Annotated in this window: 18 protein-coding genes; 14 read left to right on the forward strand and 4 right to left on the reverse strand. The window is 70.3% G+C overall.

Annotation, left to right across the window (positions count from 1 at the left end; all coding sequences use genetic code 11):
* The first annotated feature begins 5 nt into the window (after positions 1-5).
* The 11 genes from nuoE (at position 6) to recQ (ending at position 14,841) form a co-directional block, all read left to right on the forward strand.
* Positions 6-734 (forward strand): NADH-quinone oxidoreductase subunit NuoE, encoded by a 729-nt coding sequence (gene nuoE / locus ACIBK6_RS28865; protein ID WP_399054387.1) that lies wholly within the window; start codon positions 6-8, stop codon positions 732-734.
* A complete protein-coding gene (gene nuoF, locus ACIBK6_RS28870) occupies positions 734-2,095 on the forward strand; it encodes an NADH-quinone oxidoreductase subunit NuoF (RefSeq protein WP_399054325.1) in 1,362 nt (453 codons plus the stop codon). Before nuoE ends, nuoF begins: the two co-directional genes overlap by 1 nt.
* On the forward strand, positions 2,092-4,590 hold the full coding sequence (locus ACIBK6_RS28875) for an NADH-quinone oxidoreductase subunit G (protein ID WP_399054326.1): 2,499 nt from the start codon (positions 2,092-2,094) through the stop codon (positions 4,588-4,590). Before nuoF ends, ACIBK6_RS28875 begins: the two co-directional genes overlap by 4 nt.
* A gap of 26 nt (positions 4,591-4,616) precedes the next feature.
* Positions 4,617-5,939: an NADH-quinone oxidoreductase subunit NuoH gene (gene nuoH / locus ACIBK6_RS28880; protein WP_399054388.1), complete on the forward strand. Its 1,323-nt coding sequence runs from the start codon at positions 4,617-4,619 to the stop codon at positions 5,937-5,939.
* Positions 5,940-5,985: 46 nt separating this feature from the next.
* Positions 5,986-6,564 (forward strand): NADH-quinone oxidoreductase subunit NuoI, encoded by a 579-nt coding sequence (nuoI, locus tag ACIBK6_RS28885; RefSeq protein ID WP_399054327.1) that lies wholly within the window; start codon positions 5,986-5,988, stop codon positions 6,562-6,564.
* Positions 6,564-7,373 carry an NADH-quinone oxidoreductase subunit J gene (locus tag ACIBK6_RS28890; protein WP_399054389.1) on the forward strand — a complete coding sequence of 270 codons (810 nt, stop codon included), beginning with the start codon at positions 6,564-6,566 and terminating at the stop codon, positions 7,371-7,373. Before nuoI ends, ACIBK6_RS28890 begins: the two co-directional genes overlap by 1 nt.
* Positions 7,370-7,669, forward strand: coding sequence for an NADH-quinone oxidoreductase subunit NuoK (gene nuoK / locus ACIBK6_RS28895; RefSeq protein WP_100578793.1), 300 nt, complete (start codon positions 7,370-7,372; stop codon positions 7,667-7,669). Before ACIBK6_RS28890 ends, nuoK begins: the two co-directional genes overlap by 4 nt.
* A gap of 14 nt (positions 7,670-7,683) precedes the next feature.
* Entirely contained in the window at positions 7,684-9,567 is a 1,884-nt protein-coding gene (nuoL, locus tag ACIBK6_RS28900) for an NADH-quinone oxidoreductase subunit L (RefSeq protein WP_399054328.1), read from the forward strand.
* A gap of 4 nt (positions 9,568-9,571) precedes the next feature.
* A complete protein-coding gene (locus tag ACIBK6_RS28905; RefSeq protein WP_399054329.1) occupies positions 9,572-11,143 on the forward strand; it encodes an NADH-quinone oxidoreductase subunit M in 1,572 nt (523 codons plus the stop codon).
* A complete protein-coding gene (gene nuoN / locus ACIBK6_RS28910; RefSeq protein WP_399054330.1) occupies positions 11,140-12,792 on the forward strand; it encodes an NADH-quinone oxidoreductase subunit NuoN in 1,653 nt (550 codons plus the stop codon). Before ACIBK6_RS28905 ends, nuoN begins: the two co-directional genes overlap by 4 nt.
* 192 nt (positions 12,793-12,984) lie before the next feature.
* Entirely contained in the window at positions 12,985-14,841 is a 1,857-nt protein-coding gene (gene recQ, locus ACIBK6_RS28915) for a DNA helicase RecQ (RefSeq protein ID WP_399054331.1), read from the forward strand.
* Positions 14,842-15,004: 163 nt separating this feature from the next.
* Here the strand turns inward: recQ and fahA are convergent, their stop codons facing one another.
* Positions 15,005-16,231, reverse strand: coding sequence for a fumarylacetoacetase (gene fahA, locus ACIBK6_RS28920; protein ID WP_399054332.1), 1,227 nt, complete (start codon positions 16,229-16,231; stop codon positions 15,005-15,007).
* Between the two features lie 221 nt (positions 16,232-16,452).
* Between fahA and ACIBK6_RS28925 the strand changes: the two genes are divergently transcribed.
* The gene (locus tag ACIBK6_RS28925; protein WP_399054390.1) at positions 16,453-17,688 is read left to right on the forward strand and encodes an ATP-grasp domain-containing protein; all 1,236 of its coding nucleotides are present in this window, start codon (positions 16,453-16,455) and stop codon (positions 17,686-17,688) included.
* 80 nt (positions 17,689-17,768) lie between these two features.
* Entirely contained in the window at positions 17,769-18,974 is a 1,206-nt protein-coding gene (locus tag ACIBK6_RS28930; RefSeq protein WP_399054333.1) for an FAD-dependent oxidoreductase, read from the forward strand.
* Positions 18,975-19,079: 105 nt separating this feature from the next.
* On the opposite strand, the gene ACIBK6_RS28935 is transcribed toward ACIBK6_RS28930, so the two are convergent.
* Both ACIBK6_RS28935 and ACIBK6_RS28940 read right to left on the reverse strand, forming a co-directional pair.
* Complete coding sequence (locus tag ACIBK6_RS28935) at positions 19,080-21,080, reverse strand: CocE/NonD family hydrolase (RefSeq protein ID WP_399054334.1); 2,001 nt, start codon at positions 21,078-21,080, stop codon at positions 19,080-19,082.
* A gap of 10 nt (positions 21,081-21,090) precedes the next feature.
* Complete coding sequence (locus tag ACIBK6_RS28940) at positions 21,091-22,590, reverse strand: peptide MFS transporter (RefSeq protein ID WP_399054335.1); 1,500 nt, start codon at positions 22,588-22,590, stop codon at positions 21,091-21,093.
* A gap of 190 nt (positions 22,591-22,780) precedes the next feature.
* Between ACIBK6_RS28940 and ACIBK6_RS28945 the strand changes: the two genes are divergently transcribed.
* On the forward strand, positions 22,781-23,791 hold the full coding sequence (locus ACIBK6_RS28945) for a polyprenyl synthetase family protein (RefSeq protein WP_399054336.1): 1,011 nt from the start codon (positions 22,781-22,783) through the stop codon (positions 23,789-23,791).
* Here the strand turns inward: ACIBK6_RS28945 and ACIBK6_RS28950 are convergent, their stop codons facing one another.
* A complete protein-coding gene (locus tag ACIBK6_RS28950; protein ID WP_399054337.1) occupies positions 23,792-24,334 on the reverse strand; it encodes a hypothetical protein in 543 nt (180 codons plus the stop codon).
* Positions 24,335-24,570: the final 236 nt, after the last annotated feature.

Below are 24,570 nucleotides of genomic sequence, written 5' to 3' on the forward strand. Positions count from 1 at the left end.
TGGGCATGCCCCAACTGCCCGCGCCCGACTATCCGGCCGATGTGCGCGCCCGGCTCGAAGCGGACGGCAAGGAGATCGTCGCCCGCTACCCGGACAGCCGTTCCGCGCTGCTGCCGTTGCTCCACCTCGTACAGGCGGAGGAGGGATACGTCTCGCGCACCGGGATGGCCTTCTGCGCGGACCTCCTGAAGCTGACGACGGCCGAGGTCACCGCCGTCGCCACCTTCTACTCCATGTACCGGCGCAAGCCGTCCGGCGACTACCAGGTCGGCGTCTGCACCAACACCCTGTGCGCGGTGCTGGGCGGTGACGCCATCTTCGACGAACTGAAGCGGCACCTGGGCGTCGGCAACAACGAGACCACCGAGGACGGCAAGGTCACGCTCGAACACATCGAGTGCAACGCGGCCTGCGACTTCGCGCCCGTCGTGATGGTCAACTGGGAGTTCTTCGACAACCAGACTCCCGAGAGCGCCAAGCGCCTCGTGGACGACCTGCGCGCGGGCCGCCAGGTGGAGCCGACGCGGGGCGCGCCGCTGTGCACGTACCAGGAGACCGCGAGGATCCTGGCCGGCTTCCCCGACGAGCGCCCCGGCGCCGTCGAGGCGACCGGCGGCGCGGGACCGGCCTCGCTGGTCGGCCTGAAGCTGGCCAAGGGCGAGACGACGGGGGCGCGTGTGGTGCACCCGCGTGACGAGGTGCCCCGCGACGCGGCCACCGAGGAGGGGGAGTGATGACCTTGGCAACCGAGATCGAAGGCAACGGGAACGGCAGCAGCCCGGAGAAACTCCTGGTACCGGTCCTCTCCGCCTTCTGGGACCAGCCGGACTCCTGGACCCTGGAGACCTACCGGCGGCACGACGGCTACGAAGGCCTGCGCAAGGCGCTCGCGATGACGCCCGACGACGTCATCGCGTACGTCAAGGACTCCGGTCTGCGCGGCCGCGGCGGCGCGGGCTTCCCCACCGGAATGAAATGGCAGTTCATTCCGCAGGGTGACGGCAAACCGCACTATCTAGTTGTCAACGCCGACGAATCGGAGCCCGGGACCTGCAAGGACATCCCGCTCCTGTTCGCCAACCCGCATTCCCTCATCGAGGGGATCGTGATCGCCTGTTACGCGATCCGCTCTTCGCATGCCTTCATCTATCTGCGGGGCGAAGTCGTCCCCGTACTGCGACGGCTGCACGAGGCCGTGCGGGAGGCCTACGCGGCGGGCTACCTCGGCAAGGACGTCCTCGGCAGCGGTCTCGACCTCGAACTCACCGTGCACGCGGGCGCGGGCGCGTACATCTGTGGCGAGGAGACCGCACTCCTGGACTCCCTCGAAGGCCGTCGCGGTCAGCCCCGGCTGCGTCCCCCCTTCCCTGCGGTGGCCGGTCTCTACGCGTGCCCCACTGTCGTCAATAACGTGGAATCCATCGCGTCGGTTCCCGCGATCCTGAACCGGGGCAAGGACTGGTTCAAATCCATGGGCAGCGAGAAGTCGCCCGGCTTCACGCTGTATTCGCTGAGCGGGCACGTCGCGAGCCCCGGGCAGTACGAGGCGCCGCTCGGCATCACGCTGCGCCAGCTGCTCGACATGAGCGGCGGCATGCGGCCCGGCCACCGGCTCAAGTTCTGGACGCCGGGCGGCTCTTCGACCCCGATGTTCACCGACGAGCACCTCGATGTGCCGCTGGACTACGAGGGCGTGGGCGCGGCCGGGTCGATGCTCGGCACCAAGGCGCTCCAGTGCTTCGACGAGACCACCTGCGTGGTGCGGGCGGTCACCCGCTGGACCGAGTTCTACGCCCACGAGTCCTGCGGCAAGTGCACGCCGTGCCGCGAAGGGACGTACTGGCTGGTCCAGTTGCTCCGCGACATCGAGGCCGGCAAGGGCTCGATGAGCGACCTCGACAAGCTGAACGACATCGCCGACAACATCAACGGCAAGTCGTTCTGCGCGCTCGGCGACGGCGCCGCCTCGCCGATCTTCTCCTCGCTGAAGTACTTCCGCGACGAGTACGAGCAGCACATCACGGGCAGGGGCTGCCCCTTCGACCCCGCCAGGTCCACGGTCTGGGCGGACAACAGCACGGAGGTGAACGCATGACTGTGACGACGAGTAGCGCTCCCTCCGGGGGCGGCGAGGCCGTGCCGCCGGAAGACCTCGTCTCGCTGACCATCGACGGCATCGACATCAGCGTCCCCAAGGGCACGCTGGTGATCCGCGCCGCCGAACAGCTCGGCATCGAGATTCCGCGGTTCTGCGACCACCCGCTGCTCGACCCGGTCGGCGCCTGCCGCCAGTGCATCGTCGAGGTCGAGGGCCAGCGCAAGCCGATGGCGTCCTGCACCATCACCTGCACCGACGGCATGGTGGTCAAGTCCCAGCTCACCTCGCCGGTCGCCGAGAAGGCCCAGCGCGGGGTGATGGAACTCCTCCTGATCAACCACCCGTTGGACTGCCCGGTCTGCGACAAGGGCGGCGAGTGCCCGCTGCAGAACCAGGCGATGCAGGTCGGTGACACGGATTCGCGTTTCGAAGGCAAGAAGCGCACCTATGAGAAGCCGGTCCCGATCTCCACCCAGGTGCTCCTCGACCGCGAGCGCTGCGTGCTGTGCGCCCGCTGCACCCGGTTCTCCAACCAGATCGCCGGCGACCCGATGATCGAGATGATCGAGCGGGGCGCGCTCCAGCAGGTCGGCACGGGCGAGGGCGACCCGTTCGAGTCGTACTTCTCCGGAAACACCATCCAGATCTGCCCGGTCGGCGCGCTGACCTCGGCGGCGTACCGCTTCCGCTCCCGTCCGTTCGACCTGGTGTCGTCGCCTTCGGTGTGCGAGCACTGCGCGGGCGGCTGCGCGACCCGCACCGACCACCGGCGCGGCAAGGTCATGCGGCGCCTCGCGGCCGATGACCCCGAGGTCAACGAGGAATGGCTGTGCGACAAGGGCAGGTTTGGATTCAGGTACGCGCAGAAGCCGGACCGTCTGACCACTCCTCTGGTACGCAATGAGGAGGGCGTCCTCGAACCGGCGAGCTGGCCCGAGGCGCTGGCGGCGGCCGCCGCCGGACTCGCCGCCGCGCGCGGCCGGGCCGGAGTGCTCGCCGGCGGCCGGCTGACCGCCGAAGACGCCTACGCCTACGCCAAGTTCGCCCGGATCGCCCTCGACACGAACGACGTCGACTTCCGGGCCCGGGTGCACTCGGCCGAGGAGGCGGACTTCCTGGCGGCGCACGTCGCCGGGCGGGGCCGCGACCTCGACGGCCGGGGCGTCACCTACACCTCCCTGGAGAAGGCACCGGCCGTCCTCCTGGTCGGTTTCGAGTCCGAGGAGGAGGCGCCCGGCGTCTTCCTGCGGCTGCGCAAGGCCTGGCGCAAGCACGGCCAGCGCACCTTCTCGCTCGCCACCCACCTGACGCGCGGTCTGGAGAAGGCGGGCGGCACGCTGCTGCCCGCCGCGCCCGGCACCGAGACCGAGTGGCTGGACGCGCTCGCGGGCGGCGTCGGCCTGGACGCGGACGGCGCGAAGGCCGCCGAGGCGCTGCGCTCCCCGGGCGCCGTCCTCGTCGTCGGCGAGCGGCTCGCGGGGGTGCCCGGCGGGCTGACCGCCGCGGTGCGCGCGGCCTCGGCGACCGGCGCCGAACTGGTGTGGATCCCGCGCCGGGCCGGCGAGCGCGGCGCGGTGGAGGCGGGCGCGATCCCGTCGCTGCTGCCCGGCGGCCGCCCGGCCACCGACCCCCGCGCCCGCGAAGAGGTCGCGGCGGCCTGGGGCGTACGCGAACTGCCGCACCGCTACGGGCGCGACACCGGCCAGATCGTCGAGGCCGCGGCCACCGGCGAACTGGGCGCGCTGCTCGTCGCGGGCGTCGACCCGGCGGACCTGTCGGACCCGGCCCGCGCCCGCGAAGCGCTCGGCGAGGCCTTCGTGGTGAGTCTCGAACTGCGGCCGGGCGCGGTCACCGCGCAGGCCGACGTGGTGCTGCCGGTCGCGGCCGTCGCCGAGAAGTCCGGCACCTTCCTCAACTGGGAAGGCAGGGCACGGCCGTTCGAGGCCGCCCTCAAGCCCGAGCAGCTGACCCGCACCCCGGCGCCCACGGACGCACGGGTGCTGCACATGCTGGCGGATGCCTTGGACGTGCATTTCGCGCTCCCGGACGTGAAGTCCGTACGGAACGAAATGAGGCGGCTCGGCATGTGGGACGGGCCGCGCGCGAGTGAGCCCATGGAGTCGGCGCAGCCGCTGCCCCGGCCGGCCGAGGGCGAGGCGGTTCTCGCCGGTCACCGGATGCTGCTCGACCAGGGCTCGCTCCAGGAGGGCGACGAGGCGCTGGCGGGCACGCGGCACGCCGCCGTGGCCCGGCTCTCCGCGGCCACCGCGGCCGAGTCCGGAGTGAAGGACGGCGACCTCCTGGAGGTCACCGGCACCTTGGGCAGCGTCCAACTCCCGCTCCGGGTCAGCGAGATGCCCGACCGGGTGGTGTGGCTGCCGCTGAACTCCGTCGGCGGCGGGGTCACCGCGGACACCGGCGCGGTCCCCGGACAGGTCGTCCGGATCGGCCCGGCCGTTACGGAAGCCCCCTCGGAGGTGGTGGAGGCGTGATCACATACGCTGCGGAGGACCTCTCCATGTTCGGCCGCGACCCCTGGTGGCTCGTCGTCGTCAAGGCGGTCTTCTGCTTCGCGTTCCTGATGGTGACCGTGCTGTTCTCCATCGTGTGGGAGCGCAAGGTCGTCGCCTGGATGCAGCTGCGCATCGGCCCCAACCGGCACGGGCCCTGGGGCATGCTCCAGTCGCTCGCCGACGGCATCAAGCTGATGCTGAAGGAAGACGTCATCGTCAAGCGGGCCGACAAGGTCGTCTACGTCCTGGCCCCGATCATCGCCGCGATCCCCGCGTTCATGGCGATCGCGGTGATCCCCTTCGGGCCCGCGGGCAACGAGGTGTCGATCTTCGGCCAGCGCACCACGATGCAGCTCACCGACCTGCCGATCGCGATGCTCTACATCCTCGCGGTCGCGTCGGTCGGCATCTACGGCATCGTCCTCGCGGGCTGGTCGTCCGGGTCGACGTACCCGCTGCTCGGCGGTCTGCGCTCCTGCGCGCAGATGATCTCGTACGAGATCGCCATGGGCGCGGCCTTCGCCTCGGTGTTCCTCTACTCGGGGTCGATGTCGACCTCGAAGATCGTGGAGGCGCAGGGCGACCGCTGGTACATCGTGCTGCTGCCGGTCTCGTTCATCATCTACATCATCACGATGGTCGGCGAGACCAACCGGGCCCCGTTCGACATGCCGGAGTCCGAGGGCGACCTGGTGGGCGGCTTCAACACCGAGTACTCGTCCATCAAGTTCGCGATGTTCATGCTCGCCGAGTACGTCAACATGGTCACCGTCTCGGCCGTCTCGGTCACCCTCTTCCTCGGCGGCTGGCGCGCACCCTGGCCCATCAGCACGTTCTGGGTGGGCGCGAACCACGGCTGGTGGCCGATGCTCTGGTTCGTCATCAAGGTCCAGCTGCTGCTCTTCTTCTTCATCTGGCTGCGCGGCACGCTGCCCCGGGTCCGCTACGACCAGCTGATGAAGCTGGGGTGGAAGGTCCTCATCCCGGTCTCGGTGGTCTGGCTGATGCTGGTCGCGACCGTACGGGCGCTGCGCAACGACGGCTACGACTTCTCGAAGATCGTGCTGTACGTGGGCGGCGCGGTCGTCGCGGTGCTGCTCCTCTCCTTCGTCGCGGACGTGTTCCGGGGCAAGAAGGAGGCCGAGGAGGCGAAGGCGCCGCCCGCCGCGTTCGACCCGATGGCCGGCGGATTCCCGGTGCCGCCGCTGCCCGGACAGACCCTCCCGCCGGTGCCCCGCCGACGGCCGCGCCAGGAGCGCGAGTTGATTGTCAGTGGCGGGGCGGATACTGACAGTGACCGAGAAGGAAGGGAGGGCGACGGTGTCTGAATCGATCGAACCGACAGGGCCCGCGGGGTCTGCGGATTCCACGAACGTGTCCGGGGACAAGTTCCTGAACCCCGTGGCCGGCTTCGGCGTGACCTTCAAGGCCATGTTCAAGAAGCGGCTGACCGAGCAGTACCCGGAGCAGCACAAGACCACGGCGCCGCGCTTCCACGGCCGCCACCAGCTCAACCGGCACCCGGACGGTCTGGAGAAGTGCATCGGCTGCGAGCTGTGTGCCTGGGCCTGTCCGGCCGACGCCATCTATGTGGAGGGCGCGGACAACACGGACGAGGAGCGCTACTCGCCGGGCGAGCGCTATGGCCGGGTCTACCAGATCAACTACGCCCGCTGCATCCTGTGCGGCCTGTGCATCGAGGCCTGCCCGACGCGGGCGCTGACGATGACCAACGAGTTCGAACTGGCCGACTCCTCCCGGGAGAGCCTGATCTACACCAAGGAGCAGTTGCTCGCCGGGCTCGACGACACCATGGTCGACACCCCGCACGCGATCTACCCGGGCATGGACGAGCAGGACTACTACCGCGGCCTGGTCACCGAAGCCGCGCCCGGCACCGAGCGCCAGGTCGCCCGCTCCCAGGGCGAGCGTCCCGAGGGGGTGGAGGCATGATGTCGCTCGCCGCGGCCGCCTCGCACACCTCCACCGGGGAGGCCTTGCAGTTCTGGGTGCTCGGCACGGTCGCCGTGATCGGCGCCCTGTGCACCATCCTCATGAAGAAGGCGGTGCACAGCGCGCTCTGCCTCGCCGGGACCATGATCATCCTGGCGGTCTTCTACCTCGCCAACGGGGCGTACTTCCTGGGCGTCGTCCAGATCGTCGTCTACACCGGCGCGATCATGATGCTGTTCCTCTTCGTCGTCATGCTGGTCGGCGTCACCGCCGCCGACTCGCTGAAGGAGACCATCAAGGGGCAGCGCTGGTGGGCCGCGGCCTGCGGGCTCGGCTTCGGAGTGCTCCTCATCGCCGGCATCGCCAACGCCTCGCTGAAGACCTTCAACGGCCTCGGCCAGGCCAACGCCAATGGAAACGTGGAGGGGTTGGCGACCCTCATCTTCACCAAGTACGTCTTCGCCTTCGAAATCACCGGCGCCCTGCTCATCACCTCGGCGGTCGGCGCGATGGTGCTCACCCACCGGGAGCGCACCGAGCGCGCCAAGACCCAGCGTGAGATGTCCGAGGAGCGCGTACGCGGCAAGCACCTGCCCCCGCTGCCCGCCCCCGGCGTCTACGCCCGGCACAACGCGGTGGACGTCGCGGGCCTGCTGCCCGACGGCACGCCCTCGGAACTCACCGTCAACCAGACGCTGCGCGGCCGCGGCCAGATCCGCGACGTGTCGAACGAAGCGCTCGCCGACCTCAAGGCCCTGGAGCAGCGCTCCGAGGAGCGGCTCGGCCGGGACGGGGAGGCGGTCAAGTGAATCCGGTCAACTACCTCTATCTCGCGGCCCTGTTGTTCACCATCGGCGCCGCCGGAGTGCTCATCAGGCGGAACGCGATCGTGGTCTTCATGTGCGTCGAGCTGATGCTCAACGCCTGCAACCTCGCGTTCGTCTGCTTCTCCCGGCTGCACGGCAATCTGGACGGCCAGATCATCGCGTTCTTCACGATGGTCGTCGCCGCCGCGGAGGTCGTCGTCGGGCTCGCGATCATCGTGTCGCTCTTCCGTTCCCGCCACTCGGCCTCGGTCGACGACGCCAGCCTGATGAAGCTGTAAGGGGTCGCTGAATCGTGGAGAACCTCATCGCGCTGCTCATCGCGGCGCCTCTGCTCGGAGCGGCCGTCCTGCTGTGCGGCGGACGGAGACTGGACCGGATCGGCCACTGGCTGGGCACGCTGCTCGCGGGCGCGTCCTTCGTCATCGGCGCGGTGCTCTTCGTCGATATGCTGGGCCGCTCGTCCGACAACCGGACGCTGACCAAGCACCTGTTCAGCTGGGTGCCGGTCGAGGGCTTCCAGGCCAATGTCGGCTTCCACCTCGACCAGTTGTCGATGACCTTCGTCCTGCTGATCACCGGTGTGGGCACCCTGATCCACATCTATTCGGTCGGCTACATGGAGCACGACGAGAACCGCCGCCGCTTCTTCGGCTACCTCAACCTGTTCCTCGCGGCGATGCTGCTGCTGGTCCTCGCCGACAACTACCTGCTCCTGTACGTCGGTTGGGAGGGCGTGGGCCTCGCGTCCTACCTGCTCATCGGCTTCTGGCAGCACAAGCCCAGCGCGGCGACCGCCGCGAAGAAGGCCTTCCTGGTCAACCGGGTCGGCGACATGGGCCTGTCGATCGCCATCATGGTGATGTTCACGACCTTCGGCTCGTTCGCCTTCTCGACCGTCCTCAACGAGACCGGTGAGACGGGCTGGGGCCGCAACACCACCATCGGCCTGATGCTGCTGCTCGCCGCCTGCGGCAAGTCGGCGCAGGTGCCGCTGCAGTCCTGGCTCGGCGACGCGATGGAGGGCCCGACCCCGGTCTCGGCCCTGATCCACGCGGCGACCATGGTGACCGCGGGCGTCTACCTGATCACCCGCTCCGGCGCGATCTTCAACGCGGTGCCCGATGTCCAGACGGCGGTCGTGGTCGTCGGCGCGGTCACGCTCCTGTTCGGTGCGATCGTCGGTTGCGCGAAGGACGACATCAAGAAGGCGCTGGCCGGCTCCACGATGTCGCAGATCGGCTACATGATCCTGGCCACCGGCCTCGGTCCGATCGGCTACGCCTTCGCGATCATGCACCTGGTGACGCACGGCTTCTTCAAGGCCGGGCTCTTCCTCGGCGCGGGCTCCGTCATGCACGGCATGAACGACGAGGTGGACATGCGCAAGTACGGAGGTCTGCGCACGTACATGCCGGTCACCTTCGCCACCTTCGGGCTCGGCTACCTCGCCATCATCGGCTTCCCCGGCCTGTCCGGCTTCTTCTCCAAGGACAAGATCATCGAGGCGGCGTTCGCCAAGGGCGGCACCGAGGGCTGGATCCTCGGCGCGGTCACCCTGCTCGGCGCCGCGATCACCGCGTACTACATGACGCGCGTGATGATCCTGACCTTCTTCGGCGAGAAGCGGTGGGACGCGGCGGAGGTCCACCCCCACGAGTCCCCGAGGTCCATGACGATCCCCATGATCGTCCTCGCCTTCGGCTCGGTCTTCGCGGGCGGCATCTTCGGCATCGGCGACCGGTTCGTGAAGTGGCTGGAGCCGATCACCTCCTTCGACCACGGCAATTCGCCGGTCGGCCAGTGGACCGTCACCGGCGCCACGGTCGTCTGCCTGCTGCTCGGCGTCGGCCTCGCCATCGCCCAGTACGGCCGGGGGCCGGTCCCGGCCGTCGCCCCGCGCGGCTCGCTGCTCACCCGGGCCGCCCGCCGCGACCTGCTCCAGGACGACTTCAACCACGTGGTCCTGGTCCGCGGCGGCGAGCACCTCACCCGCTCGCTCGTCTACCTCGACCACAGTCTGGTCGACGGAGTCGTCAATGGAACCGCCGCCTCGGTCGGCGGGCTCTCCGGCCGGCTGCGCAAGCTGCAGAACGGCTTCGCCCGCAGCTACGCGGTCTCGATGTTCGGAGGTGCTGTGGTGATCATCGCCGCGACTCTGCTGATGAGGGCGGTGTAACGCAATGTCCTTCCCCCTCCTTACCGCGACGGCGGCGCTCCCGGCGCTCGGCGCGGTCGCCACCGCGGCCGTCCCGGCGGCCCGGCGGACCGCCGCCAAGTGGCTGGCCCTGCTGGTCTCGGTGGGCACCCTGGTGCTCTCCGTGATCCAGCTCGTACGGTTCGAACCGGGCGGCGCCCGCTACCAGTTGACCGAATCGCACGCCTGGATCAAGGACTTCGGCGTCCGCTACGAACTGGGCGTGGACGGCATCGGGGTCGCCCTCATCGGGCTCACCGCGCTGCTGATCCCGTTCATCATCGCGGCCGGCTGGCACGACGCCGACCCCCTGGAGACCCACAGCAGCCGCTGGCGTCCGACGCAGGGCTTCTTCGCCCTGATCCTCGCCGTCGAGGCGATGGTGGTCCTCTCCTTCGAGGCCACCGACGTCTTCCTCTTCTACATCCTGTTCGAAGCCATGCTCATCCCGATGTACTTCCTCATCGGCGGCTTCGGCGACCGGGCCCATGCCCAGGGCGACGAGGCGGCGGCGACCCAACGCTCGTACGCGGCCGTCAAGTTCCTGCTCTACAACCTGGTCGGCGGCCTCATCATGCTGGCCGCGGTCATCGGCCTGTACGTCGTGGCGGGTTCGTTCTCGCTGAGCGAGATCGTCGCGGCCCGCGCCAACGGCTCGCTCCACATGGCGACCAACACCGAGCGGCTGCTGTTCCTCGGCTTCTTCTTCGCCTTCGCGGTGAAGGCCCCGCTGTGGCCGCTGCACACCTGGCTGCCCAACGCGATGGGTGAGGCGACCGCCCCGGTCGCCGTGCTGATCACCGCGGTGGTCGACAAGGTCGGCACCTTCGCGATGCTCCGCTTCTGCCTCCAGCTCTTCCCGGAGGCCAGCAAGTGGGCGACGCCGGTGATCGTGGTCCTCGCGGTGATCAGCATCATCTACGGGGCACTGCTCGCGGTGGGCCAGCGGGACATCAAGCGCCTGGTGGCGTACGCCTCGATCTCGCACTTCGGCTTCATCGTCATGGGCATCTTCGCGATGACCAGCCAGGGCCAGTCCGGCGCCACGCTCTACATGATCAACCACGGGATCTCGACGGCCGCGCTGATGCTGGTGGCCGGCTTCCTGATCTCGCGCCGCGGCTCCCGGCTCATCTCGGACTACGGCGGGGTGCAGAAGGTCGCCCCGGTCCTGGCCGGCACCTTCCTGATCGGCGGCCTCGCCACCCTGTCACTGCCCGGCCTCGCGCCCTTCATCAGCGAATTCCTGGTCCTGGTCGGCACGTTCAGCCGCTATCCGACGGCCGGTGTGGTCGCGACCCTCGGCATCGTGCTGGCCGCGCTGTACGTCCTCGTCCTCTACCAGCGGACGATGACCGGCCCGGTCAAGGCGGAGGTCCAGGGCATGCCGGACCTCAAGGTCCGCGAACTGCTCGTGGTCGCCCCGCTGATCGCGCTGCTGGTCTTCCTCGGCGTCTATCCGAAGCCGCTGACGGACATCGTCAACCCGGCGGTGCGGCAGACCATGTCGGACGTACAGAAGAAGGACCCCAACCCGGTGGTGGAGGCGGCCAAGTGAGCACATCAGCTGTCCACAGCCTGTGGACCACGGCGGCCGGCGGAAAGCTGGACAAGATCCCGGCGCCGCACATCGAGTACGCCCAGCTCGCGCCCACGCTCATCGTGGTGGGCGCGGCGGTTCTCGGCATCCTCGTGGAGGCCTTCGTCCCGCGCCGCGGCCGCTACTACGTGCAGGTGTTCCTGTCGGTGGTGGCGCTCGCCGCCGCCTTCGCCGCGGTGGTCGGCCTGGCGGCCGGCGGCTACGGCACGACCAAGGCGCACATCGCGGCCATGGGTGCGATCGCGGTCGACGGCCCGGCGCTCTTCCTCCAGGGCACGATCCTGCTGGCTTCCATCGTCGCGGTCTTCACCTTCGCCGAGCGGCGCCTGGACCCGGTGGCGCACGGCAACAAGGTGGACTCGTTCGCCGCGCAGGCGGCCTCGGTGCCGGGCAGCGACAGCGAGAAGGCCGCCGTGAAGGCCGGGTTCGCCACGACCGAGGTCTTCCCGCTGGCCCTGTTCGCGATCTCCGGGATGCTGGTCTTCCCGGCCGCGAACGACCTGCTGACGCTCTTCATCGCCCTGGAAGTCTTCTCGCTCCCCCTCTACCTCCTGTGCGCGCTGGCCCGCCGCAAGCGGCTCATGTCGCAGGAGGCCGCGGTCAAGTACTTCCTGCTCGGCGCGTTCTCCTCCGCCTTCCTGCTGTTCGGCATCGCGCTCCTGTACGGCTACGCGGGCTCCGTCTCGTACGCCACGATCGCGGACGTGGTGAGCGGCTCGGTGCAGACGGTGGACCCGGCGCTCGCCGGCACCATGGGTAACGACGCGCTGCTGCTGATCGGCGGCGCGATGATCCTGATGGGCCTGCTGTTCAAGGTCGGCGCGGTGCCGTTCCACATGTGGACCCCGGACGTCTACCAGGGCGCCCCGACCCCGGTGACGGGCTTCATGGCGGCGGCCACCAAGGTCGCGGCCTTCGGCGCGCTGCTCCGCCTCCTGTACGTCGTACTCCCCGGCATGAGCTGGGACTGGCGGCCGGTCATGTGGGGCGTCGCGATCATCACGATGCTGGGCGGCGCGGTCGTCGCGATCACCCAGACCGACATCAAGCGGCTGCTCGCGTACTCCTCGATCGCACACGCCGGGTTCATCCTGGCGGGTGTCATCGCGACCAACGCGGACGGTATCTCGTCCGTGCTGTTCTACCTGGCGGCGTACTCCTTCGTGACGATCGGGGCGTTCGCCGTCGTCACGCTGGTCCGGGACGCAGGCGGTGAGGCGACGCACCTGTCCAAGTGGGCGGGCCTGGGCCGCCGTTCGCCGCTGGTCGCGGCGGTCTTCGCGGTCTTCCTGCTCGCCTTCGCGGGCATCCCGCTGACGTCCGGGTTCTCCGGGAAGTTCGCCGTGTTCAAGGCGGCGGCTGAGGGGGGTGCCGGGGCGCTGGTCGTGGTCGGTGTGGTGTCCTCGGCGGTCGCCGCGTTCTTCTACATCCGGGTGATCGTGCTGATGTTCTTCAGCGAGCCGAAGGCGGACGGGCCGACGGTGGCGGTTCCCTCGCCGCTGACGATGACGGCGATCGGGGTGGGGGTTGCGGTGACGCTGGTCCTTGGCGTGGCGCCGCAGTACTTCCTGGATCTGGCGCACAGCGCGGGGGTGTTTGTGCGGTAGGTGTCGTGCGGTTGGCGGGGCCCCGGTGCGGAGGTTTGGCGCCGGGGCTTTTGCTTTTTCCCGGGTAGGGGGAATTCTGCGCCGCAGGCGACCACCGGCCTGTGGATAACTTCGCGGGGTGTCGGCCCGGGCGCCTATCGTTGCTGGGGTGAACGGTGAGGCAGTCGACGGACCAGTGCGGGGGACAGAGCGATGAGCGGGACGGGCGGGACGCAGACGGTGGCCGCGGAGAGCGAGGCCCGGCAGACGCTGCACCGCGTCTTCGGGTACGAGGCATTCCGCGGCGCGCAGGGCGAGGTCATCGAGCACGTCGTGGCCGGCGGCGACGCCGTCGTGCTCATGCCGACCGGCGGCGGAAAGTCCCTCTGCTACCAGATCCCCGCGCTCGTCAGACCCGGCACCGGCGTGGTGGTCTCACCGCTCATCGCCCTGATGCAGGACCAGGTGGACGCGCTGCGAGCGCTCGGCGTGCGCGCCGGGTTCATCAACTCCACGCAGGACTTCGACGAGCGCCGCACCGTCGAGGCCGAGCTGCTCGCGGGCGAGCTCGACCTGCTGTACCTGGCGCCCGAGCGGCTGCGCGTGGAGGCCACCCTCGACCTGCTCGCGCGGGCCAAGATCTCCGTCTTCGCGATCGACGAGGCGCACTGCGTGGCCCAGTGGGGCCACGACTTCCGCCCCGACTACCTCACCCTGTCCCTGCTCGGCGAGCGCTGGCCGGACGTGCCGCGCATCGCGCTGACCGCGACCGCCACGGACGCCACCCACCGCGAGATCACCCAGCGCCTCGGCATGCCCGACGCCCGGCACTTCGTGGCGAGCTTCGACCGGCCGAACATCCAGTACCGGATCGTGCCGAAGAACGACCCGAAGAAGCAGCTGCTCGCCTTCCTCAAGGAGGAGCACGACGGGGACGCCGGAATCGTCTACTGCCTCTCGCGCGCCTCGGTGGAGAAGACCGCGCAGTACCTGAGCGACAACGGGGTGCGGGCCGTTCCGTACCACGCGGGGCTCGACTCCGGGACGCGCGCCGTCAACCAGGCGCGCTTCCTCAGGGAGGACGGCCTGGTGGTGGTGGCGACCATCGCCTTCGGCATGGGCATCGACAAGCCGGACGTACGGTTCGTGGCCCACCTCGACCTGCCCAAGTCGGTCGAGGGCTACTACCAGGAGACCGGCCGCGCGGGCCGCGACGGGCTGCCTTCGACGGCCTGGATGGCGTACGGGCTCCAGGACGTCGTCCAGCAGCGGAAGCTGATCCAGGGCGGCGAGGGCGACGAGGCGTTCCGGCGCCGGGCGGCCGCGCATCTGGACGCGATGCTGGCACTCTGCGAGACGGCCTCGTGCCGGCGGGCCCAGCTGCTCGGCTACTTCGGCCAGGAGGCCTCGGCCGAGAGCTGCGGCAACTGCGACACGTGTCTGACCCCGCCGAAGACCTGGGACGGCACGGTGGCGGCGCAGAAGGTGCTCTCCACCGTCGTACGCCTTCAGCGCGAGCGGGGCCAGAAGTTCGGTGCGGGCCAGATCATCGACATTCTGCTCGGCCGCAAGACCGCGAAGATCATCCAGTTCGACCATGACGCGCTGTCCGTCTTCGGCATCGGGGCGGACCTGTCCGAGGCCCAATGGCGGGGTGTGGTGCGGCAGTTGCTCGCCCTGGGGCTGCTGGCGGTGGAGGGGGAGTACGGGACGCTGGTCCTGACGGAGCCGAGCGGGGAGGTGCTGGGCGGCCGTCGGGAGGTCCGGATGCGGACGGAGCCGGAGAAGCCGGTGCGGGCGGCGCGGAGTTCCGCCGGCAAGAAGGCCGCGGTCGTTGATCTGCCCGAGGACGCGGTGCCGGTGTTCGAGGCGCTGAGGGCGTGGCGGGCGGCGCAGGCGAAGGAGGCGGGGGTTCCGGCGTACATCATCTTCCTCGATGCGACGCTGCGGGAGATCGCGACGGTGCGGCCCGGCTCCTTGGCGGAGCTGGGCACGATCAGCGGCGTGGGCGAGAACAAGCGGGCGAAGTATGGGGAGGGTGTGCTGTCCGTGCTGGCCGAGCTGGAGTAGTTCCCCACCCCGCCCCTTCCCGCTGTGACTCTACGCGGCTCCGCCGCGTGGGGGGCTCTGCCCCCGGACCCCCGCTCCTCAAACTCCCCCAAGGCCTGAAGGGCCAGGGGGGACCGGGACCCCCATGAGGGGCTTGATTTTCGGGGCGGGGTGGGGAAAGAGCTCAGCCCGCTGCCACGATCCGGCCCGTCACCTCGCCCAGCCCCACCCGTACGCCGTCCGGGCCCGGGGCCCAGGCTGTCAGGGTCACCACATCGCCGTCCTCCAGGAACGTCCGCTTCCCGGACGGCAGTTCCAGCGGCTCCGTGCCGTTCCAGGTGAGTTCCAGCAACGAGCCCCGCTGCGAGCGCTCGGGCCCGCTCACGGTGCCCGAGCCGTACACATCCCCGGTACGGAGCGACGCGCCGTTCACCGTCATGTGGGCCAGTTGCTGCGCGGCAGTCCAGTACATCGAGGAGAACGGCGGCTCGGCGACGACCGTGCCGTTGATCGCCACCGAGATGCGGAGGTCGAAGCCCCCGGGAACCTCCTCCGCGGAGTCGTCCAGGTAGGGCAGCAGGGGGAAGTCGCGGGCCGGCGGGGCGGTGCGGGCCGCGGTGAGGGCCTCCAGCGGGGTGACCCACGCCGACACCGAGGTCGCGAAGGACTTGCCGAGGAAGGGGCCGAGCGGTACGTACTCCCAGGCCTGGATGTCCCGCGCCGACCAGTCGTTGAGGAGGAACAGGCCGAAGACGTGGTCGTCGAAGGACCCGAGCTCCACCGGCCGCCCCAGCTCCGAGGGCGTTCCCACCACGAAGCCGACCTCCGCCTCGATGTCCAGCTTGGTGGACGGGCCGAAGACGGGCGCCGGATCCGCCGGAGCCTTGCGCTGGCCCTGCGGACGTACCACCTCCGTCCCCGACACGACCACCGTGCCCGACCGGCCGTGGTAACCGATCGGCAGGTGCTTCCAGTTGGGGGTCAGCGCGGCGCCGTCCGGGCGGAAGATCTGCCCCACGTTCGTGGCGTGGTGCTCGCTCGCGTAGAAGTCGACGTAGTCGGCGACCTCGTACGGCAGATGCAGTTCGACGCGGGACAGCGGGTGCAGGAGGGGCTCTATGACCGGCCGGTGCGCGGGCACCGTCACCCAGGCGGTGAGCGCCCGGCGCACATCGCGCCAGGCCGTGCGCCCCGCCGCGAGCAGCGGGTTGAGGCTCGGCTTGGCGAGGAGTGCCGCGTACGGGGAGCCCAGCGCGTGCGCCGCCGCTCCCGCGTCCAGGACGTGGTCGCCGATGCGGACGCCGACCCTCCGGTCGGCCGGACGGTCCGGCGTGGAGAAGACGCCGTAGGGGAGATTGTGCGGGCCGAAGGGGTCGCCCTCGGCCAGTTCGAGCGGGCTCTGCTCGGACATCGGTGCCTGCCTCGCTTTCCACGGGTGTGGGTCACACGTTACGTCGGCGGTGCTCGGGACGGCAGTGCCTAAAGAGTTCGCAATGTCCGGAAATTCCGTCTCCGGATGCGGTCGTTCCCCCGTAGCGTCTCTGTCCGGGGCATTACCGGCGAGGGGGTCGGCATGCCCTGCGGGGCGTGCGGGCTCTCTGTCCCGAGGGGGGACTGGTGACGAGCAGGAGCGTGCTGTTCAGGCTGGACCGGGACGTACCGGGACTTCTGGTGAAGTTCGGGAACTATCCGTTGCACCACGGAGGGGTCGGTGCCATCCGCAGTCTCGGCAGACTGGGTGTGCCGATGTACGCGATCACCGAGGACCGCTGGACGCCGGCGGCCCACTCCCGATACCTGGAGCGCGCGTTCGCCTGGCCGACGACCGGCACCGAGGAGCCGGCCGCGCTGGTGGACGGGCTGGTCAGGATCGGCAGGCGGATCGGGCGGCCGGCCGTGCTGATCCCCACCGACGAAGAGGCGGCAGTGCTGATCGCCGAGCACCAGAAGGAGCTCGCGGATCTCTTCCTCTTCCCGCCCGTGGCCCCGGAGTTGCCCCGGCGCCTGGCCAGCAAGCAAGGTCTGCACGAGCTGTGCGTGGAGCACGGGGTGCCCTCCCCGGCGGCCGCCTTTCCCGATACGTACGCCGACGTCGAGGACTTCGCGCGGCACGCCCGCTACCCGGTGGTCGCCAAGAACCGGGAGGCCTTCGTGCGGCGGCGCAGGCCCGCCGTGCCGGGCACCACGCGCATCGAGGACCGCGCGCATCTGCTGGCGCTCGCCCGCGGCTGGGGCGAGCACCCCGGGGTGATCCTCCAGGAGTACCTGCCGCGCGAGCAGGCCGAGGACTGGATCGTGCACGCCTACTTCGACGAGAACTCCGCCCCGCTCGCCCTGTTCACCGGGGTGAAGGTGCGTTCCTGGCCGCCGCACGCCGGGATGACGGCCAACGCGTACGTCGTGGACAATCCCGAACTCGCCGCGCTGGCCGAGCAGTTCGTCAAGCGGATCGGCTTCACCGGGATCGTCGACCTCGATCTGCGCTTCGACCGGCGGGACGGCCGGTACAAGCTCCTGGACTTCAACCCCCGGATGGGCGCGCAGTTCCGCCTCTTCGAGAGCGAGGCGGGCGTCGACGTCATCCGCGCCCAGCACCTCCACCTCACGGGCCGCCGGGTCCCGGAGGGCGAACAGCGGGCGGGGCACCGCTACGTGGTCGAGAACATCGACCTGCCCGCGCTGCTCGCCTACCGGCGCAGCGGCTACACCACCCCCCACGCGCCCGAGCGCCCGACCGGCACCGAGCTCGCGTGGGTCGCGCGGGACGATCTCAGACCCTTCTTCACGATGATGGCCCGCTTTGTACGCCCCGGTGCACAGCATCTGTACCGGCTCTGGCGGAGCAACCGCCGCGCAGTGACGAAGTAGACGAACCGCTGAACTGCCGTGCGCGGAACCGCAGTCGGTGCCGCCGCACAGCGAGCCACACGCCGAGAAGGGGACTGCAAGTGAGCACTGCGACACGTCCGGTGGCCGTCATCGGGGCGGGGCCGTTCGGCCTGTCCACCGCCGCCCATCTGCGCGCCCGGGGCATACCGGTGCGTGTCTTCGGCTCGCCGATGGTGAGCTGGCGCGAGCACATGCCGGCGGGCATGGTCCTCAAGTCGACGCCGGTCGCCTCCAGCATCGACGCGCCGCAGCAGGGCACCGGGCTGCTCGACTTCTGCGCGGACACCGGGGCGCGGCGGCTCGAATCGGACTGGGATCTGATCCCGGTGGAGGCCTTCGCGGCGTACGGGCAGTGGTTCGCCGCGAAGCTGTTCCCCGATCTGGAGCAGGTCAGGGTGGTCTCGGTGGACCGGATGCCCGGCGGCGCGTTCGCGCTGAAGCTGGACTCCGGCGAGAGCTTCGAGGCGCGGGCGGTCGTGGTGGCGACCGGGCTCTCGGGCCTGGCCCGGCTGCCGCGCGAACTGGCCGCGGCCGTCCCGGACGGCCCGTCGGCGACGGGCCCCGTCTCGCACGCCGCCCAGCACCGCGACCTGTCGGTGTTCGCGGGCCGGGAGGTGCTGGTGATCGGGGCCGGCCAGTCCGCCCTGGAGAACGCGGTGCTGATGGCCGAGGCGGGTGCGAGCGTACGGATCGTGGCGCGGGCGCAGGGTGCGGTGCGGTTCGGCGCGGCGCCCGACCACCAGCCCCGGTTCAGCCCCAACTCGCCCTTCGGGCGGGCCTGGTCGCTGTACGCCTTCTCCCGCCACGCCACCCACTTCCGCCAGCTGCCCCCGCCCGCCCGGCACTACCTGGTGCGCAATGTGCTGGGTCCGCTGGGCGCCTGGTGGCTGCGCGAGCGCTTCACGGGGCGGGTGGCGGTGACCGACGGCCGCCGCATCGTGCGGGCCCGCGTCGAGGACGGGCGTCCGGTGCTCACCCTGAGCGGTGGCACCGGCCCCCAGCGCGAACTGTCCGCCGACCACGTCATGGCCGCGACCGGCTACCGCATGGACGTCGCGGCCCTCGACTTCCTCGGCCACGGTCTGCGCACCCAGTTGTCGACCTCGCGCGGTGCGCCGGTCCTGGACGCGGGGTACCAGTCCACGGTCCCCGGCCTCTACTTCACCGGCCTTCCGGCGGCGGCGTCGTTCGGCCCGGTGATGCGGTTCGTGTGCGGCACGGAGTACGCGTCGCCGCGCTTGGCCGCGTCGGTGGCAGCGGGCTGATTTCCCCACGGGGGCTGCGCCCCTCGACCCCGCCTGGCGATGCGCCCTGCCAGGGGCGCGGGGAACTGCGCGACCAGCTACGCACGGTCCGCAGCCGAGATCCGGTCACCCCGCCCCGCGCGGGATGCGCCGCTCCCACGTGCGGTGGAAGACCACCTCCCCGCCCTCCCGGCACTGCACCTCGTTCACCGTGAGGAAATCCGCCGCATCGCAGGTGATCTCCGACCGCGTGTCGATCGTCACGTCCCAGGCGAGTTCCGGGCGGTGCAGGCGCAGGTGCCAGTCGGAGCGGGTGCGGGCGGAGAGGGGGTCCGCCTCGTCGATCGTGTACGTCTCCAGCGCGTCCTCGGTGAATTCGAGGCCGTCGGGGTAGACCCGCGTACCGCCGTAGCCCGGGTCCACTTCGAGGCGCCACTCGCCCTTCGCCACATCGCGTACGACGAGCCGTTCGGGGCGCGGCTCGTCCAGCGGGGCCGGGAAGGACACGCCGAGCGGCTCCGACTGCTCGGGGTCCGCGAAGGCGATCGTGTCGTCCAAGGTCCGCTCACGCAGCGGGAGTTGGAGCGAGGACCCGGCCGGGTCGAGGGTGAAGCCCACCGAGTCGGCCTGCGGCCAGATCCACGGCCAGTACGCGGAGGACACGGCGAGCCGGATGTGGTGGCCGGGCGCGAAGGCGTGGCCGATGCCGTTCAGCTCGAACGTCACCGGCTCCGTCGCGCCCAGCGGCCAGGCGTCCGCCCGGTCGCGGCCGTGGCGGGCCGACAGGTTCAGTACGCCCCTCGTCACCAGGGTCGAGGAGCCGTCCGGGGCCACGTCGCAGACCCGCGCGATCGCCTGTCCGAACGGGACGTCCATGCGCAGCCGCAGGGTGACCTGCGGGCGGCCCAGGATCTCCAGCGGGCCCGCGTCGGCCGGTACCGGGAAGTCGAAGCAGGCCGAGTGGGCGTCCTCGGCGCGCTGGTCCGGCGGCAGGTCGCCGTCGTTGCCGAACGGGAAGAACCGGCCCGCGTCCAGGCCCGTGTGCTGCGGCGAGCGGACCCGCACAGGCGGCCCGCCGAGCGCGTACGAGACCGGGGTCACGTGCGGTGAGGGCCAGGCCGGGTCGCCGACCCAGCGGCCCGGGAGCTCGGCGTACACGGTGGCCGGCGGGTGCGACTCGCTGATCCAGGACCGCAGCAGCGGCTCCCGCATCACGCCCGTCTCCTCGCCCTTGAGGTGGTGGTCCCACCAGCGCAGGGTCTCCTGGAGGAAGCCGATCGCGGGCCCGGGCGGGAGTCCTCGGTCCGGGTACTGGTGCGACCAGGGGCCGATCAGGCCGCGTACCCGGTCGGGTGGCAGGTGCTCGACCAGCCGCAGCACCGTGTCGCGGTAGGGGTCGTGCCAGCCGCCCACCGCGAGCACCGCCGCGTCGATCGCCGCGTAGTCCTCGCAGACGCTGCCGTGCTTCCAGTAGTCGTCCCGGGTCTGGTGCGCGAGCCAGGTGTGGATGAACGGCTCCACCGCTTCGAGCCGTTCAAGCCACATTTCGCGCCATTTTTCGCCGACGAACTTCGGGTCCGGTGGCCGCGACACGAAGGCGAGCATCGTCGCCGCCCAGGCGTGCATGTCCACGGCGAGCACCGAACCGCCCATGTAGTGCACGTCGTTGTCGTAGCGGTCGTCCGTCGAGCAGACCGTCACGATCGCCTTGAGCGGCTCGGGCGCGAGCGCGGCGATCTGGAGGCTGTTGAAGCCGCCCCACGAGATGCCGAACATGCCGACCTTCCCGGTGCACCAGGGCTGCTGGGCAAGCCAGTTGACGACCGCGACGCCGTCGGCGAGCTCCGTCGCGTCGTACTCGTCGCCGGGCATGCCCTCCGAGCAGCCGTGCCCGCGCACGTCGACGCGTACCGAGGCGTAGCCGTGCCCGGCGTACCAGGGGTGGCGCTGCCAGTCGCGCGGCGCCGTCCAGTCGGTGAGCCGGTAGGGGAGGTATTCGAGCAGCGCCGGGACGGGCTCCCCGGTGACCGGGCGCCAGATCCGGGCGTACAGCAGGGTGCCGTCCGGGAGCGGGATCCGGACATCCTCGCGACGCGTCTCGTAGGGGAATTCGGTGCGGATGTGCATGGCGGCGACCTCAGTGGACGGGGTGCATGGTGCGCTTGAGCCAGGGGGCGGCGAGGATCACGGCGACGCCGACGGTCACCGCGATGGCGCCGTTGACGCCGAAGTACGCCGGGTCGGAGACCTTTCCGTACACCTTCACGGTCTGCGCCTGGATGCCGTTGGCGAGCGCGAGGGAGAGGAACCAGAGCGACATCGTCTGGCTGGCGAAGGCCTTCGGGGCCAGCTTGGTGGTGGCCGACATGCCGGAGGTTTCGAGCAGGATGTCGCCAAGACCGAGCAGCAGATACGAGCCGACGATCCACCAGGCCGCCATCTTGTACGTGTCGCCGCCGTGCCCGGCCGTCGGCAGCACCATCAGCAGGAACGAGAGGCCGCCCAGGACCACGCCGAAGGCGATCTTGTTGGAGGCGTGCGGCTGGCGCCGGCCCATGCGGGCCCACACGGCGGCCACCACCGGCGCGAGCGCCACCTCGAACGCGCCGAGCGCGGAGGCGTACCAGCTCGCCGGGAAGTGGAAGCCGAGGATGGTCGTCTCGGCGTTGGTCGACGCCAGCAGCATCATGGTCGAGTACGCCTGGAAGAGGATGAAGTTGAAGGCGACGGAGGCGAGGAACAGCACGACGTACGGCCTGAGGCGGCCGCGCTCCTCGGCGGTGACGCGCGGGCTGCGGAACATCACCGCGAAGTAGACGACCGGTGCGATCACCGAGATCAGCGTGAGGAGGTCGACGAAGCGGCTCATGGTCAGCCGGCCGGCCAGCGAGAGGGCCACCGCGAGCACCGCGGCCACCACGGCGCCGAGCACCAAGAGGCGCACGGCGCGGCGCATGCCCTCGGGCGGCAGCGCGAACTCGGCGGCGTGCCCCCGCCCGGCCAGATGGCGCCTGCCCAGGACGTACTGGACCAGGCCGAACGTCATGCCGATCGCGGCCGCCGAGAAGCCCCAGTGCCAGCCCTTGTGGTCGCCGAGCCAGCCGGTGATCAGCGGGCCGAGGAAGGCGCCGATGTTGATGCCCATGTAGTACAGCGCGAATCCGGCGTCACGGCGCTCGTCGTCGGTGCGGTAGAGCTTGCCGACCATGGAGGCGACGTTCGGCTTGAGCAGACCGGTGCCCGCGCTGATCAGACCGAGCCCGATCCAGGTCATCGCCTGGGCGGGGACCGCCATCGCGTAGTGGCCGCAGGCGATGAGGACGCCGCCGTACAGGACCGCGCGGTAGGAGCCGAGGATGCGGTCGGCGAGCCAGCCGCCGGCCACCGAGACCAGATAGACCAGCGTGCCGTACGCGGCCGAGACCGAGGCGGCGGTCGCCGGACTCATGCCCATGCCGTCGTTCGTGACGGAATCGGCGAAGTACAGGACGAGGATCGCCTGCATGCCGAGGAAGGAGAAGCGCTCCCAGACTTCCAGGCCGGAGAGGGTGAGCAGGCCGCGCGGCTGACCGAAGAAGGCGTGGTCGTCCTGCGGAGGCGGCTGCTCCGCGGCCGGTTCGTCGCTGGTGTCGGTCATCGTTCCGGACAAAACGCTTACTCCTGATCGTATGAGCTGATCAAGAACATACCGGGGTCTAAGGGGCAGTGCGCGAGGGGTGACGGGAAGGCGCCCATGGTGATCGAACAGCGACCCGATACGCTGAGTTGAGTGAAGGCAGCGACACATCGACAAACCGTGTGATCGTCAGCAGACAGGAGTACCCCTCGTGACCGTCGTCGGGCCGTTCGGGCTGCGCGTGCGGGACCAGGCACTTGAAGCCGATGTCCAGACCGGATTGGCGGCTGTCGAGGCGGGACTGCTCGATGCCACCAAGAGCGAGGTCCCGTTCATCACGGAGGCCGCGCAGCACCTCATCCGCGCAGGTGGCAAGCGATTCCGCCCGCTGATCGTGATGCTGGCCGCACAGTTCGGTGATCCGTACGCGCCGGGCGTGGTGCCTTCGGCCGTGGTCGTGGAGCTGACGCATCTGGCGACGCTGTACCACGACGACGTGATGGACGAGGCCGATGTGCGGCGCGGCGTGGACAGCGCCAACGCCCGCTGGGGCAACTCCGTCGCCGTCCTCACGGGCGACTTCCTCTTCGCACGCGCTTCGCACATCCTGGCGGATCTGGGCCCGGAGGCCGTACGTATTCAGGCCGAGGCGTTCGAACGGCTGGTCACCGGCCAGATCCTGGAGACCGCGGGCCCCCGCGACGGGCGCGACCCGGTCGAGCACTACCTCGACGTGCTGTCCGGCAAGACGGGCTCGCTGGTCGCCGTCTCCGGCCGGTTCGGCGCGATGATGTCCGGCGCCGACGAGTCGGTCGTCGACATCCTCACGCAGTACGGCGAGCGCCTGGGCACCGCCTTCCAGCTCGCCGACGACGTCCTGGACATCGCCAGCGACTCGCACGAGTCCGGCAAGACCCCGGGCACCGACCTGCGCGAGGGCATTCCCACGCTGCCCGTGCTGCACCTGCGGGCGCAGGCCGCGCAGTACGGCCGCCAGGACGACCTGGACCTGGTCGCGCTGCTCGACGGCGACCTCAGCGACGACCAGCGGCACGCCGAGGCGCTGCGCCGCCTGCGGGTCCACCCGGCCCTTGAGCAGGCCCGCAGGGACACCGTGCGGTACGCGGAGGAGGCCAGGGCCACCCTCGCGCCGCTCCCTGCCTGCTACGCGAAGTCCGCGCTCCAGGAGCTCTGCGACGCGGTCGTGCACCGCGCGGGCTGATCAGTAGCCCGAGCCGCCTCCCGAGCCGCCGCCGGTGCTGCTCGCGGCCTTCGCGCCGGTCGGCGTGGCCGCGAACCAGGTGCCGGCCACGCCCTGGCCGTAGGCCTCGTGCGGCTGGTCGTCCTTGGAGTACCGGTAGAGCGGCCAGCCCGCGAGGGTCAGCTGCTTGCTGCCGTCGGCCCGGGTGACCGTGCCGACCAGGGACTTGTCGATGCCCTTCACCGTGATGTCGCGGGTCACCGTGGCGGGCGGCCACAACGTGGCGCAGGTGCCGTAGCAGTTCGACTTGGACGTCGGCTTCGCGGTGTCCTGGTCGAAGCGGTAGAGCACGAACCCCTTGTTGTCGACGACCACCGTGCCGACCTTGTCGGCCTTGGCGGTGGACAGGGTGTCCGCGACCGGCTGGGTCGCGCTGCTGCTGGAGTTGCTTCCCGAGGGGCTCGGGATGGAACTGGTGCCACTGCCGCCGCAGCCGCTGACGGCGAGCGCGAGAACGAACGCCCCCGCGGCCGCGCCCACGGCGTAGCGCTGGGTCCTGAGCATGGCGATCCCCCTTCGTAGTGCCGCTTGCTCTCACCCGGAGGTACGGATCCGGGCCGCCCGGCACTCACCACAAACCCGGCCGATTCATGACATAGATCATCTTTGGGCGGCGGGCCCCCTACTGGTCGGGTTAGGTGCCGCCGGGTTTTGTCATCCCAGAGAGGTACGTGACATTGCTCCCGGGGGCTGACGCGTCAGGGCGTCCATTTTGGTCGAATGGATACACCACTCCTTGA

It is taken from the genome of Streptomyces sp. NPDC050485 (genome assembly GCF_044458185.1).
Classification (GTDB): Bacteria; Actinomycetota; Actinomycetes; order Streptomycetales; family Streptomycetaceae; genus Streptomyces.